Here is a 14,323-nt window from a genome sequence, read left to right as displayed (position 1 = left end):
CATGTCGCACGTCTGCCTGTTGCCCCGCGGCGATGCCGCGGGAGCCGCCCCTGCGCCACCGGATGTCCAGCAACTGCTGGTGGCGCACTACGCGCAGCTGCACCGGCGGCTGTCGCTGCACCTGGGGTGTGGCGACGCCGCCAGCGAAAGCCTGCACGATGCCTGGCTGCGCCTGGGCGAGGCCGCCTTCACGGACACCTTGCAGAACCCCGTGGCCTACATCTTCCGCGTGGCCTGCAATGCCGCGATGGACCGCCTGCGCGCCGAGCGCCCCTGGCAGTACGCCGGCGAGGCGGAAGACACGCTCGCGCAGGTGGCCGACCACGCGCCGGGGCCCGAGCTGATCGCCGAGGCGCGCTCCGACCTGAAGGCGGTCGAACGCGCGATGCAGGGGCTGCCGCACCGCCACCAGGACATCTTTGTGGCCTTGCGCGTGCACGAGCTGACGCGGCACGAGGTGGCGGTGCGGCACGGGCTGTCGCTCCGGCGGGTGGATTCCACGCTGCGCCAGGCGATGCAACGCCTGCCGTCGGGTCGCCGGTCAGGCATGCATGTCTAGGCGGTCTCTTTTGTATGCAATGTTTGCAAATGAAAACTAAAGGCCTATGATGAATTCATCATGGAATCGGCCCGACTCGATCTCCACGTTCCAGACGGCTGGACGGGATGGTTCGAACTCACGCGCACGCCGAAGGGCACTTACGCCGGCATCGCGGCGCTGAGCCTGGACGGCATCACGCGCTGCGCCCTGGTCATCACGCAGCAGCTGTCGTGGGACTCGGCCGTGGCACGCGCGAACGTGCGCGCGGAGCATTTCGTGCGCCAGTGGTCGCCCGAGCGCGGGCACTGACACGCGCCGGCGGGGCATTGAAAGCGCGCCGGCGCCGCGCATGGTAGAAACCGCCACCCGTGGGCGCGGTCGTGCACTGCGCCGCGCGGCAGCGGTGTTTTTCTCCCTTCGCTCCGTGCCCTTGCCCTCCCCATTTCCTGTCGTTCATGCAGAACCTGTTTGCCCGGGCTGACGTGCCGCGCGCCCGGTGGTTCGCCTGGCTGCTGTGCAGCCTGGCGATGCTCGTGCTCGCCGGTTGCGCCGGCCTGCCGACCGAGGTGGTGCGCAAGCCCTCGAGCGCCATCACCGATGGCGCGGACACCGCGCTGGGCCGGCTCGTGCGCGCTGCCGCACCGCCGGGCGAGCCGCTCAGCGGCTTTCGCCTGCTGCCGATGCCGCAGTTCTCGCTGCATGCGCGCATCGAGCTGGCGCGCCGCGCGCAGCGCTCCATCGACGTGCAGTACTACCTCGTGCAGAACGACGAGACCGGCCGCTACCTGCTGCGCACGCTGCGCGACGCGGCCGACCGCGGCGTGCGCGTGCGCCTCCTGGTGGACGACCTGTACACCGCGGGCGCCGACCCGCTGTTCACCAGCTTTGCCTCGCACCCGAACGTCGAGGTGCGTTTGTTCAACCCGTTCCCGGCCGGGCGCTCGCGCTTCGGCACGCGCTGGGCGTGGTCGATCCTGGACTTCGACCGCGTGCACCGGCGCATGCACAACAAGCTGTTCGTGGTCGACAACACGATGGCGGTCATGGGCGGGCGCAACATCGCCAACGAGTACTTTTTGCGCGACGGCGGCTCCAACTTCATCGACATCGACACGCTGGTGGCCGGCGCCGTGGTGCCGCGGCTGTCGTCGCTGTTCGACATGTACTGGAACAGCCCGTACGTGTACCCCATCGAGTCGCTGGTGCCGCGCGGCAACGAGTCGGCGCAGGCGCTGCGCGAGCGCTTCGACCGGCTCACCACGGGGCCCGAGACGCTGCACCCCGAAGAGCCTGAATCGACCGATCTGCTGGGCCACAACCCGCTGGCCAAGGACCTCAATGCCGGCAAGCTCTCGCTGAGCTGGGCGCGCGCCGAGGCGTATGCCGACGCGCCCGCCAAGGCGCTGGCGCCCACCGACGAAGGGCGCGGGCTGCCGGCCGACCAGGCGACCGACAGCGTGCTCTACAACGTGCAGCGCTACCTGCGCGGCGCGCAGCACGGGGTGCTGCTGACCACGCCGTACCTGATCCCAGGGCGGGGCGGCATGGAGACGATGCAGATCGTGCGCGGCAACGGCGTGGGCTACACCATCGTCACCAACTCGCTGGCGGCCACCGACGAGTCGCTGGTGCACATCGGCTACCGGCGCTACCGCGCGCAGATGCTGCGGCTGGGCGTGGAGCTGTACGAGCTGAGTCCCAAGCGCGTGGAGCAGACCAAGCGCTTCGGCATCTACGGTTCGGCCAGCGGGCGGCTGCACGGCAAGTCGGCCGTGATCGACCAGCAGGTGGTGTTCGTCGGCTCGATGAACTTCGATCCGCGCTCGGCGTTGCACAACACCGAGATCGGCATCTTCATCTTCAGCCCGCAGATTGCGCAGCAGCTCACGAGCCTGATCGGTTTCATGCGGCTGGACGGCGCCTACCAGTTGCAACTGGGGCCGCGCGGCGGCATCGAGTGGGTGAGCCCGGCGTCGGGCGACGGGGCGGACACCATCCTGCACACCGAGCCCGAAACCCATTTCTGGGCCCGCTGGCGGCTGGAGCTGCTGGCGCCCCTGGTGCCCGAAAGCCTGCTGTAACGGCTCTTACGTTTACTGCTGCAAACGGCCGTTGAGGTACGGCTCGGGATCGACGGCGGTGCCGTTCTTGCGGATCTCGAAATGCAGCTTCACGCGGTCGGCGTCGCTGTTGCCCATCTCGGCGATCTTCTGGCCCTGGCGCACCACGGCGCCTTCCTTCACGAGGATGGTCTTGGCGTGCGCGTAAGCAGTAAGAAAGGTCTCGTTGTGCTTCACGATGACCATGTTGCCGTAGGAGCGCAGCTCGCCCCCCACGTACACCACACGGCCGTCGGCCGAGGCCACGATGGGGTCGCCCAGGTTGCCCGCGATGTCCAGGCCCTTGTTGCGCACGCCGTCGAAGCGGCCCACGGTGGTGCCGGCGGCAGGGCGGATGAAGAGCGCCTGGCGTGGCGGCTGCGGCGTTGCGCCTGGCCCAGGCTGTTGTGGCGGCGTGGGTCCGGGCGTGGTGCAGGCGGCAATGCCCCCGGCCACGAGCAGCGTGGCGGCGGTACGTAAAACGAAAGTCTGAAGGTGCATGACGCTGTTGGAACGGATTCGTTGCGGAGGGTTCCGTCGAAGGCCGACACCGCAGTGTCGGCCGCTCGGACGATGCTAGCAAACTCGCATCGCCGAGCCCTTCAGCAGCCCCTTCACTTGAGCGGGATCGGCGTGCCGCGATCGACCGGCACGGCCGTGATGCTGTTCTTGGGCGACCCGTCGATCAGCAGATCGGAGTAGGTCAGGTAGACCAGCGTGTTGCGCTTGGGGTCGACCATGCGCACCACGCGCAGGCGCTTGAAGAGCACCGACAGGCGTTCGCTGTAGACCTCTTCGCGCTTGGGCAGCGGCTGCGTGATGCTGACGGGGCCGACCTGGCGACAGGCAATGGAGGCCTCGGCCTTGTCTTCCGCCACGCCGAACGCACCGGCGATGCCGCCGGTCTTGGCGCGCGAGACATAGCAGGTGACGCCATTGACCTTGGGGTCGTCGTAGGCCTCGACCACGATCTTGTGGTCGGGGCCGATGAGCTTGAAGGCCGTGTCGACCTCGCCCACCGTGTCCGCCTTGGCCGCCGAAGCCGCGAGTGCGAAGCCGAGGCTGGCGCCACAGAGGAGGGTGGCGCGCAGGGTCTTGAGCATGGGGGAATTTTTCAAACGATGCTGAGTTCGTGGACGCGGTCGAAGCTGCCGCGCTTGCGGTCTTCGAAGAAGTGTTCGAGCGCCTGGCGCACGGTGCGAAAGGCGATCTCGTCCCAGGGAATTTCTTCCTCGGTGAACAGGCGCGCCTCGATCGTCTCGTGGCCCGGGTCGAAGCGGTCGTCGAGCAGGCGCGCGCGATAGAACATGTGGACCTGGCCCACGCGCACCACGCTGATCACGGCGAACAGGCCCTCGATCTCGAAGTTCGCGCCGGCCTCTTCATTGGTCTCGCGGGCCGCGCCCTCGGCGGTGGTTTCCTCGAGCTCCATGAAGCCCGCGGGCAGCGTCCACTTGCCCCAGCGCGGCTCGATGTTGCGCTTGCACAGCAACACCTTGTCGCCCAGCACGGGGATGGTGCCCACCACGTTCAGCGGGTTCTCGTAGTGGATCGTGTGGCAGGCCGGACAGACGGCGCGCTCTTTGGTGTCGCCGTCGTCCGGCACGCGGTAGACCACCGTCGTGCCGCAGTTCTTGCAATGCTTGATGGGTACGCGAAGAAACATGAAGCGGGACCGCCTGGCGTCAGACGATCTTCACGGTCAGCGCGGGCAGGCCGGCCACCTGGCCCACCAGCGTGTCGCCGGCCACCACGGCCGCGACGCCCTCGGGCGTGCCCGTGAAGATCAGGTCGCCGGGCTGCAGCTCCCAGGCCGCCGACAGGTGCTCGATGGTCTCGGCCACGTTCCAGATCAGCTTGCTCACGGTGCTGCGCTGGCGGTCTTCGCCGTTCACCTGCAGCGAGATCTCGGCCTGTTCGGCGTTGCCGGCCTGTGCCACCGGCACGATCGGGCCGATGGGCGCGCTCTGCTCGAAGCTCTTGCCGATGTCCCAGGGGCGGCCTTGCTTCTTCATGTCGTTCTGCAGGTCGCGGCGCGTCATGTCCAGGCCGACGGCGTAGCCGTAGATGTGCTTGTGGGCGTCGGCGGCCTTGATGTTCTTGCCGCCGGTGCCGATGGCCACCACGAGTTCGATCTCGTGGTGCAGGTTCTTCGTGAGCGTGGGGTAGGCCATGGTGCCGGTCTGGCCGGCATCGACCGTCACCAGCGCGTCGGCCGGCTTCATGAAGAAGAAGGGCGGCTCGCGGCCGGTGAACCCCATTTCCTTGGCGTGATCTTCGTAGTTGCGGCCCACGCAGTAGATGCGATGCACCGGAAAGCGGGCGGGCTGACCGACGACCGGCACGGAAACGGTGGCCGGCGGGGCAAAAACAAACTCGGAAGCCATGGGAAGGTGTCCTTTTTCAGCGAAACGGGAGGGGAGACCGGCAGTGTGCCAGAGGCCGCACGGGCTTGCCGGCACGCCGGACTCGGGATTTTGCGGCGGCCCACAATAGGCGCTTCTGCGCGTTTCCCCGACCTCTTTTCTCTCTCGCTTCACCATGCCCATCCGACTCGGCAAAGCCGGCAAGGCCACCGCCTTCAACGAACTCGGCCGCGAACGCGACGATGCCGGCGACCAGGAAGGCGCGCTGGCCGCCTACGCGCAGGCCAGCGCCATCCATCCCTACTGGGCGGCGCCCTGGTACAACGCCGGGCTCATCCACAAGTACCGCGGCGACTGGGCCGCCTCGTTGCAGGCCAACGCCCGCGCCGTGCAGTGCGAGCCGCGCAACGAAGGCGCGCTGTGGAACCTGGGCATCGCGGCCACCGCGCTGGGCGACTGGCCCACGGCGCGGCGCGCGTGGCGCCAGTACGGCATCGGCATCCCCGAGGGTGAAGGGCCGGTCGACTATTTCGTCGGTCTCACGCCCATCCGCGTGCATGGCGACGAAGGCACCGAGGTGGTGTGGGCCGACCGCATCGACCCGGCGCGCGCCATCCTGCGCAACGTGCCCACGCCCGCCTGCGGCCACCGCTACGGCGACCTGGTGCTGCACGACGGCGCGCCCAACGGCTACCGGTTGCGCGGCGAGCGCGAGGTGCCGGTGTTCGATGCGCTGGAACTGATTGCGCCGTCGGCGCACGCGACCTACGAGGTCTCGGTGGAAGGTGTGAGCTCGGAAGACATCGAGGCGCTGGTGCAGCGCTTCAAGGCCGCCGATGGCTTCGCCGAGAACTGGACCGACAGCATGGAGATGCTCTGCCGCGCCTGCTCCGAAGGCCGCCCTTTCGGCGAGGGTCGGCACAACCACGGCGCCGACGAGGCGCCCGGCACGCTCGGGCCGTGGCGCCTGGGCATCGCCTCGCGCGAGGAGGCCGCCGCGCGCGAGCTGCTCGATGCGTGGCAGCAAGAACACCCCGAAGCCCGGTTGCACGACTTCCGCTGCGTGCTCCCGGCCACACCCCGCTCCTGAAGGTGAAATCCAAGGGCGCTATCCTCGAGAAATCATGAAGCTGCATAACTATTTCCGCTCCTCCGCCTCGTTCCGTGTCCGCATCGCCCTGAACCTCAAGGGCCTGGACTACGACTACGTGCCCGTGCACATCGCGCGCGGCGAACACCGCACCGGCCCGTACTCGGCGATCTCGGCCGACATGCTCGTGCCGCTGCTCGAAGACGAAGGCGAGCGCTTCTCGCAGTCGATGGCCATCATCGAGTACCTGGACGAAACGCACCCCGAGCCGGCGCTGCTGCCGACCGATCCCGTGGGCCGCGCCCATGTGCGTGCGCTGGCGCAGTCGATCGCCTGCGAGATCCATCCGCTGAACAACCTGCGCGTGCTCAAGTACCTCGTGAAGGAACTGAAGGTCGACGACGAAGCCAAGAACACCTGGTACCGCCACTGGGTGCGCGACGGTCTGCTGTCGTTCGAGCGCCAGCTCGCGCAGCACCCGGGCGGCACCTACTGCTGGGGCGACACGCCCACCATCGCCGACTGCTGCCTCGTGCCGCAGATCTTCAATGGCCGCCGCTTCGACTGCGACTTCAGCGGCCTGCCGCGCACCATGGCCGCCTTCGACGCCTGCATGAAGCTCGACGCCTTCCAGCGCGCGCAGCCCTCGCAGTCGCCCGACGCGGAACCCTGAGCCGGCACGTCGCGATGAATCCGCAATGGCTGGTGCCCGAGTGGCCCGTGCCGCCGAACGTGCGCGCGCTGTGCACCACGCGCGACGGCGGGGTGTCGACCGGGCGCTATGAGAGCCTGAACCTCGGCGACCACGTGGCCGACGATGCCGCGCTCGTCGCCGAGAACCGCCGTCGGTTGCAGCAGGCGATCGGCACGCAGCCGGTGTTCCTGCAGCAGGTGCATGGCACGGGGCTCGTGTCGCTCGACGATGCCGTGCACGACGGCACCGTCGCCGATGCCTGCACCACCACGACCTCCGAACGCGCCTGCACGGTCATGGTGGCCGACTGCCTGCCCGTGCTCTTCACCGACGAACGCGGCCACCGCGTGGCCGCCGCGCATGCGGGCTGGCGCGGGCTGGCCGGCGGCGTGCTCGAGCAGACCGTGCGCGCCTTCGCGCAGGATGAAGACGCGCCGCGTCTCATGGCCTGGCTCGGGCCCTGCATCGGCCCGAAGGCCTTCGAGGTGGGGGCGGAGGTCAAGGCCGCCTTCGAGGCGCAGTCGCCCGAGGCGGCGTCGTGCTTCACGCCTGCGGCGGCCGAAGGCAAGTGGCTGGCCGACCTGCCTGCGCTGGCGCGGCAGCGGCTGCGTGCAGTGGGGGTCGCGTCGCTTCACGGCAACGACAGCGGCGATGCGTGGTGCACCGTCGCGCAGCCGTCACGGTTCTTTTCGCACCGGCGCGACGGCGTCAGCGGGCGCTTCGCCGCGCTGGTCTGGAAGGTCTGAAGCCGCAGCCTCCGCGGCGGCGCGACGGGCGGCTTCCTGGGCCTGTGCCTCGCGTTCCTTGATCGCCCGCCGGCGCGCCGGCGTGGCCATCAGGTAGATCACCAGCGCCACCGGCGCGAGGCCGTAAAGAAGAAATGTGAAGATGGCGCCCAGCACCGTGCCCGTGGTGTGGGTGGCCTCGGCCACCGCCATCATCACGGCCACATAGAGCCAGCCGATCACGATCAAATGGATGAACACAGGCGCAGACGTTTTGTTTCAAGGGATTAGTGAAAGCGCGGCGTTGTGAGTGCCTTGCGAATGCAGCATACTCAAAACACGCAAGCCATCCGTTCGTATCGACCCAGGCCACGGCCAGGAGACATGATGAAGCAACAAGACACGGGGGCCGATGCGTTCGCGCCCTTTCAAAAAGCCCTCACGCAGGGCTGGACCCAGGCCATGGAGGCTTTCCAGAAAGCTGGGGGCCCAGGTGGTTCCGCCGCTTTCGACGTCGGCGGCACGCCGCTATGGCAATTGCCACAAATGGCGCAATTCCCGGGCGCAGCCGCCATGCCCGAGCTGCCCAAGTTCTCCATCGATCCCGAGCAGCTGCAGTCCATCCAGCAGCAGTACCTGAGCGATGCCACCGACCTGTGGCGCCGCGGCTTCGGTGCCCGCCCCGAGGGTGACAAGCGCTTTGCCGCCGAGGCCTGGGGCAGCAACCCGATGGCCGCCTTCTCGGCCGCGGTGTACCTGCTCAACGGCCGCACCATGATGCGCATGGCCGAGGCCATCGACGCCGACGACAAGACCAAGGCGCGCCTGCGCTTCGCGGTCGAGCAGTGGATGGCGGCGGCGTCGCCCAGCAACTCGCTCGCCTTCAACGCCGAGGCGCAGAAGAAAGCCATCGACACCCAGGGCGAGAGCATCGCCAAGGGCATCCAGAACCTGCTGCACGACATGAAGCAGGGCCACGTCAGCATGACCGACGAGAGCGCCTTCGAAGTGGGGCGCAACGTGGCCACCACCGAAGGTGCCGTGGTGTTCGAGAACGACTATTTCCAGCTGCTCGAATACAAGCCGCTCACCGCCAAGGTGTACGAACGGCCGTTCCTGCTGGTGCCGCCGTGCATCAACAAGTTCTACATCCTCGACCTGCAGCCCGACAACTCGCTCATCCGCTATGCGAACGAGCAGGGCCACCGCGTGTTCGTGGTGAGCTGGCGCAACCCCGACGAGTCGCTGGCCCAGGCCACCTGGGACGACTACATCGAGAACGCTGCCATCAAGGCGATTCACACGGTGCAGGAGATCAGCGGAAGCAAGCAGATCAACACGCTGGGCTTCTGCGTGGGCGGCACCATCCTGAGCACCGCGCTGGCCGTGCTCGCGGCGCGCGGCGAGAAGCCGGCCGCGTCGGTCACGCTGCTGACCACGTTTCTCGATTTCAGCGACACCGGCATCCTGGACATCTTCGTGGACGAGCCCATGGTGGCGTACCGCGAGATGCAGCTGGGCAAGGGCGGCCTGCTGCCGGGCGGTGACCTGGCCTCGACCTTCAGCTTCCTGCGCCCGAACGACCTGGTGTGGAACTACGTGGTCGGCAACTACCTCAAGGGCGAGACGCCGCCGGCCTTCGACCTGCTGTACTGGAACAGCGACGCGACCAACCTGCCGGGCCCGTTCTACGCCTGGTACCTGCGCAACACGTACCACGAGAACAAGCTGGCCAAGCCGAATGCGCTCACCGTCTGCGGCGAGAAGATCGACCTGGGCAAGATCGACATCCCGGCCTACATCTACGGCTCGCGCGAAGACCACATCGTGCCCATCGGCGGCGCCTACACCTCCACGCAACTGCTCACGGGCAAGAAGCGTTTCGTGATGGGCGCTTCGGGCCACATCGCCGGCGTGATCAACCCGCCCGCCAAGAACAAGCGCAGCCACTGGCTGCGCGAGGACGGCAAGTTTCCCAAGACCCAGCCCGAATGGCTGGCCGGCGCGCAGGAGCAGCCGGGCAGCTGGTGGACCGACTGGGCACAATGGCTCAAGGGCCACGCGGGCAAGCAGATCCCCGCGCCCAAGGGCTACGGCAACGGCAAGGCCTACAAGGCCATCGAACCGGCGCCGGGACGCTACGTGAAGGCCAAGGCCTGAACGGGCGCCAGCGCCCGCAAGATCGCAACCGATTTCAAATCACCTCAACGGAGAGAACCTCATGGAAGACATCGTCATCGTTTCGGCTGCGCGTACGGCGGTCGGCAAATTCGGCGGCTCGCTCGCCGGCATTCCCGCCACCGAGCTGGGCGCCCTCGTGATCAAGGAAGTGATCGCGCGCGCCAACCTCACGGCCGACCAGGTGGGCGAGGCCATCATGGGCCAGGTGCTCGCGGCCGGTGCCGGCCAGAACCCCGCGCGCCAGGCCTGGCTCAAGGGCGGCGGCACCAAGGAAACGCCGGCGCTCACCATCAACGCCGTGTGCGGCTCGGGCCTGAAGGCGGTGATGCTGGCGGCGCAGGCCGTGGCCACGGGTGACTCCGAGATCGTCATTGCCGGCGGCCAGGAAAACATGAGCATGGCGCCGCACGTGCTGCCCAACTCGCGCAACGGCCAGCGCATGGGCGACTGGAAGCTGGTCGACACCATGATCGTCGACGGCCTGTGGGATGTGTACAACCAGTACCACATGGGCATCACGGCCGAGAACGTGGCCAAGAAGTACAACATCGACCGCGCCTCGCAGGACGAACTGGCCCTGGCCAGCCAGACCAAGGCCGCCGCCGCGCAGGACGCCGGCAAGTTCAAGGACGAAATCGTCGGCGTGAGCATTCCGCAGAAGAAGGGCGACCCCATCGTCTTCAACCAGGACGAGTTCATCAACCGCAAGACCAACGCCGAAGTGCTGGCCGGCCTGCGTCCCGCCTTCGACAAGGCCGGCGGCGTGACCGCGGGCAATGCCTCGGGCCTGAACGACGGTGCCGCCGCCGTGATGGTCATGACGGCCAAGAAGGCCGCCGCCCTGGGCCTGAAGCCTCTGGGCCGCATCGCCAGCTACGCCACCGCCGGCCTCGACCCGACCATCATGGGCATGGGCCCCGTGCCGGCATCGCAGAAGGCGCTGCAGCGCGCCGGCTGGAAGGCCGCCGACCTCGACCTGCTCGAGATCAACGAAGCCTTCGCCGCACAGGCCTGCGCCGTGAACCGCGAAATGGGCTGGGACGTGAACAAGGTGAACGTGAACGGCGGCGCCATCGCCATCGGCCACCCCATCGGCGCGTCGGGTTGCCGCATCCTGGTGACGCTGCTGCACGAAATGCAGCGCCAGAACGCCAAGAAGGGCATCGCTTCGCTGTGCATCGGCGGCGGCATGGGCGTGGCGCTGACGATCGAGCGCTGAGCCTGATCACCGGGTGAACCGGTACGGGGAGGGGAGGGGAGGCAGGGGCTCGCAAGGGCCAATGCCTCCCCTCCCTTTTTTGTGCGCGCTGTTTGCGGGTTTCGCGTGCGGCTTACTTCGACCGGTCCGAATCCACGAGGTCCCAGGCCAGGCCCGCGAGCCAGCCGATGCCCACCAGCCATGCGCCGGCGTGCACCGTGTCGATGTCGGCGGGTGCCAGCCAGTGAACCAGCAGGGCGATCAGCAGCCCGGCGACGGCGCCGAGGCAGGACCAGGGGGAGCTGAGGGCTTCGAGCATGGTTTCTCTGCTGCGAATGTCTTTGCCTCGCAGGCGTCAATCGAGTGCAGCGCCATCGAGCAAACGCGTGGCGTCGGCCAGATAGGAATGGAAGAACGTTTCGAGCGTGCTTGCCACCAGGCGCGGCTCTGATCCATCGAAGCGATCTTCCAGCACCGAGCTGGTGCCGTCCGGGTTCGCCTTCAGCCTGTAGCACCAGCAGCAGATGAGGTAGTCCGAGAAGAGCACGCCGTGAGAGGAGAGTTCGGAGTTTTCGGCCTTGATTTCCTCGAGTGGCCAAAGGCGCCACAACGCCTTGTCCATCTCGCGCATGCCGCCCAGCGAGGTGTAGAGAGCGATGACGTCTGCTGTTGCAGTCGATCCCAAGCTTTCGAAAGTTTCGAGAATCTGTGCTTTCGGTGCCGGCGGCACGAGCGTCAGTTTTTCTGCTTTCCAGCGGTCGATGAGTTCGCCAACACCTTGCATTTGTGCTCTCCGCATCCGAACGGTTGCTCGTGCCCGACTGTAGCGGCCGTCGCCCAAGCCATGCCTTGAAGCCGGCAGTTCGCACCTTGCCGATCAAATTTGCGGGCGATGAGAACCTTTGGATTCATTCGAACGCCTGCGGCCCTCGCCATCCGCCACGGGCCGCCGCTCTTGTTCACCGCTCAAAAATTGAGCAATGTGTGGAATCCCTTTGTAAAACAACAACTTGCATTCGTTTTACAAAGCTCCACCCCAGTTACCCCCAAAGTTGCCCACAGAAAGTGGGGATTGAAGCGGACTTCTTCACAACCGGCGGCAAGTCGTTGGTTTCAAAGGGCGGCCTAGCACAGGCAACCCCCTGTTTTTTCGCTTGACTTTCCTGTTTTAGAGCCATTTTGGGACCCATCGACCGCCAGACTTGTGCACTGCAAAAATTTTAAGCAGACTAACTATTCCCTTTATAAAACAACGACTTGCAATCGCTTTACAACGCTGCCCCTGACTTACCCCCAAAGTTGTGCACAGAAAATGGGGAAGACATCGGGTTTCTCACAAGCCGCCTGCAAGTGCCTGTTTTTAGCCGGAAATCCGGCCGTCAGCCGGTTTCGGCCTGCGCCTCGGCGTAGTGCTTGCACAAGGTCTCGACCAGCGCCTGGGCGTACACGGGCAGGGCGGCGCGGTCGCGCACGAGCAGGTAGCGCTCGCGCACGCACCAGGGGTCGCTGAGCTCGACCAGCGCGAGCTGCATGCTCTCCTGGTTGCGCCGTGCCGCGGACTCGGGCACGACGCCGATGCCCACGCCGCTGCCGATCATCCGGCACATGGCGTCGAAGCTGCCCAGCTGGATGCGCAGCTTCTGGCGCTTGCCCAGGTGGTCGGTGATCTGCCCCAGGAAGGCCTGCAGCGTGCTGCCCTGCTGCATGCCGATGGCGTCTTCGTCGAGCGTCTCGGCGAAGGAGATGCGGCGGCGCCGCGCAAAGCGGTGCTGGCGCGAGGTGACGAGCACCAGCCGGTCGGTGCTGAAGTGGATGGTGTCCAGGCCCAGCGTGTCCATCTGGCCCGCGACGATGCCGATGTCGGCGCGCCCGTCGCGCACGCCGCGCGGGATCTGAGCATTCGGTTTTTCCTGAAGGTCGACGTTGATGCGCGGGTTGGCGGCCAGGAAGCCGGGCAGGATTTCGGGCAGGAAGTCGGTCACCGCCGTGGTGTTGGCGAACACGCGCAGGTGGCCGCGCAGGCCGCCGCCGTACTCGAGCAGGTCGGCGCGCAGCTGGTCGGCCTGGTGCAGCACCAGCCGGGCGTGGTGCAGGAAGGCTTCGCCCGGCGGCAGCAGGCGCACGCCGCGGGCCTCGCGCTGCAGCAGCTGCAGGCCGGCCTGGGTCTCGAGCGCCTTGATGCGCGCGCTGGCCGCGGCCAGCGACAGGTGCTGGCGCTCGGCCGCCCGCGTGAGGTTGCCGAGCTCGGCCGTGGCCACGAACAGGCGCAGGTCGGTGAGGTCGAAGAGCATGGGGCGATGGTAGTCAAGCCTTCGGAATTTCAGAAGCCTGGCTTCCGAAATCGCAGATTGCGCCGGCGGGGCGGGCAGAAGACCATGCGGCCATGGAGACACACGACACCACCCCCGCCTTGCGGCTTCGCACCAAGGCGCTGATCGCCTTCGGCCTCGCCGCCACCGCCTTGCTGGCCGCCAACCCGGCCACCGCCCAGACCTATCCCTCGCGCCCCATCACGCTCGTCGTGCCCCAGGCCGCGGGCGGCACCAACGACATCGTCGGCCGCCTCGTCGGCCAGAAGCTCGGCGAGGTGTTGAACAACGCCAGCGTGGTGGTCGACAACCGCCCCGGCGCGGGCGGCAACATCGGCACGCAGCTGGTCGCCAAGGGCCCGAAGGACGGCTACACGCTGCTCATGACGATCAGCAGCAGCCAGGCCATCAACCCCGCGCTGTACAAGAACCCGGGCTTCGACCCCGAGAAAGACTTCAAGCCCGTCGGCTTGGTCGGCGCCGTGCCCAACGTGCTGCTGGTGAACCCGTCGTTCCCCGCGAAGAACTTCGCCGAATTTTTGAAGCTGGCGCGCGAGAAGGGCGCCAACTACCAGTACGCCTCGGCCGGCAACGGCACGCTCAACCACCTGCTGGGCGAAATGCTCAACAGCATGGGCGGCATCTCGATGCAGCACGTGCCGTACAAGGGCGTGGCGCCCGCGCTCAACGACGTGCTCGGCGGGCAGCTGCCCATCGTGTTCGCGAGCCTGCCTTCGGCGCTGGCGCACATCAAGGCCGGCAAGCTGCGCGCGCTGGCCGTGAGCGGCGAGAAGCGCTCGCCCGTGCTGCCCGACGTGCCCGCCATCGCCGAGCAGGTGCCGGGCTACAACGGCACGCTGTGGATCGGCCTGTTCGCGCCCGCGGGCGTGCCGGCCGACGTGCTCGCCACCCTGCAAGACGCCACGCGCAAGGCGCTCGCGGCCAAGGACCTGCGCGACAAGCTCGACCAGCAGGGCGTGGAGATCGCCGCGCCCACCTCGCCCGAGCAGTTCTCGGCGCTGCTGCATGCCGACCTCGCCAAGTGGGCGCGCATCGTCAAGGCCTCGGGCGCCGCGGTCGACTGACCGCGCCACTCATCCTTCTTCCCGACACACACGAC

Annotated in this window: 17 protein-coding genes; 9 read left to right on the top strand and 8 right to left on the bottom strand. The window is 67.4% G+C overall.

What is annotated here, in order from left to right; translation table 11 throughout:
• Position 1: 1 nt before the first annotated feature.
• From AC07Q9_RS14600 to AC07Q9_RS14590, 3 genes are all read left to right on the top strand, one after another.
• Complete coding sequence (locus AC07Q9_RS14600; RefSeq protein ID WP_495310316.1) at positions 2 to 559, top strand: sigma-70 family RNA polymerase sigma factor; 558 nt, start codon at positions 2 to 4, stop codon at positions 557 to 559.
• A 60-nt stretch (positions 560 to 619) separates the two neighbouring features.
• Positions 620 to 850, top strand: a complete 231-nt coding sequence (locus AC07Q9_RS14595) for a hypothetical protein (RefSeq protein ID WP_139703102.1) — start codon at positions 620 to 622, stop codon at positions 848 to 850.
• A 146-nt stretch (positions 851 to 996) separates the two neighbouring features.
• Positions 997 to 2,622 carry a phospholipase D family protein gene (locus AC07Q9_RS14590; RefSeq protein WP_489058531.1) on the top strand — a complete coding sequence of 542 codons (1,626 nt, stop codon included), beginning with the start codon at positions 997 to 999 and terminating at the stop codon, positions 2,620 to 2,622.
• A 12-nt stretch (positions 2,623 to 2,634) separates the two neighbouring features.
• Here the strand turns inward: AC07Q9_RS14590 and AC07Q9_RS14585 are convergent, their stop codons facing one another.
• The 4 genes from AC07Q9_RS14585 to AC07Q9_RS14570 all read right to left on the bottom strand — a co-directional run bounded on the left by AC07Q9_RS14585 (position 2,635) and on the right by AC07Q9_RS14570 (position 5,027).
• Positions 2,635 to 3,141, bottom strand: coding sequence for a murein hydrolase activator EnvC family protein (locus tag AC07Q9_RS14585; protein WP_495310315.1), 507 nt, complete (start codon positions 3,139 to 3,141; stop codon positions 2,635 to 2,637).
• A gap of 113 nt (positions 3,142 to 3,254) precedes the next feature.
• Positions 3,255 to 3,743, bottom strand: a complete 489-nt coding sequence (locus AC07Q9_RS14580; protein WP_495310313.1) for a CreA family protein — start codon at positions 3,741 to 3,743, stop codon at positions 3,255 to 3,257.
• 11 nt (positions 3,744 to 3,754) lie between these two features.
• A complete protein-coding gene (locus tag AC07Q9_RS14575) occupies positions 3,755 to 4,306 on the bottom strand; it encodes an NUDIX hydrolase (protein ID WP_489058528.1) in 552 nt (183 codons plus the stop codon).
• A 19-nt stretch (positions 4,307 to 4,325) separates the two neighbouring features.
• Positions 4,326 to 5,027, bottom strand: a complete 702-nt coding sequence (locus AC07Q9_RS14570; protein WP_489058527.1) for a fumarylacetoacetate hydrolase family protein — start codon at positions 5,025 to 5,027, stop codon at positions 4,326 to 4,328.
• 154 nt (positions 5,028 to 5,181) lie between these two features.
• Between AC07Q9_RS14570 and AC07Q9_RS14565 the strand changes: the two genes are divergently transcribed.
• Genes AC07Q9_RS14565 through pgeF form a run of 3 tightly spaced genes read left to right on the top strand, consistent with a single transcriptional unit; the run spans position 5,182 to position 7,536 of the window.
• Entirely contained in the window at positions 5,182 to 6,096 is a 915-nt protein-coding gene (locus AC07Q9_RS14565; RefSeq protein ID WP_495310310.1) for a tetratricopeptide repeat protein, read from the top strand.
• A gap of 34 nt (positions 6,097 to 6,130) precedes the next feature.
• Complete coding sequence (maiA, locus tag AC07Q9_RS14560) at positions 6,131 to 6,769, top strand: maleylacetoacetate isomerase (RefSeq protein ID WP_095745808.1); 639 nt, start codon at positions 6,131 to 6,133, stop codon at positions 6,767 to 6,769.
• 14 nt (positions 6,770 to 6,783) lie between these two features.
• Positions 6,784 to 7,536, top strand: coding sequence for a peptidoglycan editing factor PgeF (gene pgeF / locus AC07Q9_RS14555; protein WP_495310308.1), 753 nt, complete (start codon positions 6,784 to 6,786; stop codon positions 7,534 to 7,536).
• On the opposite strand, the gene AC07Q9_RS14550 is transcribed toward pgeF, so the two are convergent.
• On the bottom strand, positions 7,468 to 7,776 hold the full coding sequence (locus tag AC07Q9_RS14550; protein WP_495310305.1) for a hypothetical protein: 309 nt from the start codon (positions 7,774 to 7,776) through the stop codon (positions 7,468 to 7,470). The two genes, pgeF and AC07Q9_RS14550, sit on opposite strands and share 69 nt — an antisense overlap.
• A 126-nt stretch (positions 7,777 to 7,902) precedes the next feature.
• Here AC07Q9_RS14550 and phaC point away from each other — a divergent pair, with 126 nt between their 5' ends.
• Both phaC and AC07Q9_RS14540 read left to right on the top strand, forming a co-directional pair.
• Complete coding sequence (gene phaC, locus AC07Q9_RS14545) at positions 7,903 to 9,675, top strand: class I poly(R)-hydroxyalkanoic acid synthase (RefSeq protein WP_495310303.1); 1,773 nt, start codon at positions 7,903 to 7,905, stop codon at positions 9,673 to 9,675.
• A gap of 61 nt (positions 9,676 to 9,736) precedes the next feature.
• Positions 9,737 to 10,915 (top strand): acetyl-CoA C-acetyltransferase, encoded by a 1,179-nt coding sequence (locus AC07Q9_RS14540; RefSeq protein ID WP_062480264.1) that lies wholly within the window; start codon positions 9,737 to 9,739, stop codon positions 10,913 to 10,915.
• Positions 10,916 to 11,027: 112 nt separating this feature from the next.
• Here AC07Q9_RS14540 and AC07Q9_RS14535 read toward each other — a convergent pair whose 3' ends face one another.
• The 3 genes from AC07Q9_RS14535 to AC07Q9_RS14525 all read right to left on the bottom strand — a co-directional run bounded on the left by AC07Q9_RS14535 (position 11,028) and on the right by AC07Q9_RS14525 (position 13,185).
• A complete protein-coding gene (locus AC07Q9_RS14535) occupies positions 11,028 to 11,213 on the bottom strand; it encodes a hypothetical protein (RefSeq protein ID WP_095745804.1) in 186 nt (61 codons plus the stop codon).
• A gap of 36 nt (positions 11,214 to 11,249) precedes the next feature.
• Positions 11,250 to 11,678 carry a hypothetical protein gene (locus AC07Q9_RS14530; protein ID WP_495310302.1) on the bottom strand — a complete coding sequence of 143 codons (429 nt, stop codon included), beginning with the start codon at positions 11,676 to 11,678 and terminating at the stop codon, positions 11,250 to 11,252.
• 595 nt (positions 11,679 to 12,273) lie between these two features.
• Positions 12,274 to 13,185, bottom strand: coding sequence for a LysR family transcriptional regulator (locus AC07Q9_RS14525; RefSeq protein WP_495310301.1), 912 nt, complete (start codon positions 13,183 to 13,185; stop codon positions 12,274 to 12,276).
• A gap of 92 nt (positions 13,186 to 13,277) precedes the next feature.
• On the opposite strand from AC07Q9_RS14525, the gene AC07Q9_RS14520 reads away from it, so the two are divergent.
• Positions 13,278 to 14,288 (top strand): tripartite tricarboxylate transporter substrate binding protein, encoded by a 1,011-nt coding sequence (locus tag AC07Q9_RS14520; protein WP_495310298.1) that lies wholly within the window; start codon positions 13,278 to 13,280, stop codon positions 14,286 to 14,288.
• Positions 14,289 to 14,323: the final 35 nt, after the last annotated feature.

The sequence above is a fragment of the Variovorax sp. GW821-FHT09A10 genome (assembly GCF_059418385.1).
This window is presented reverse-complemented; position numbering and strand designations above follow the sequence as displayed.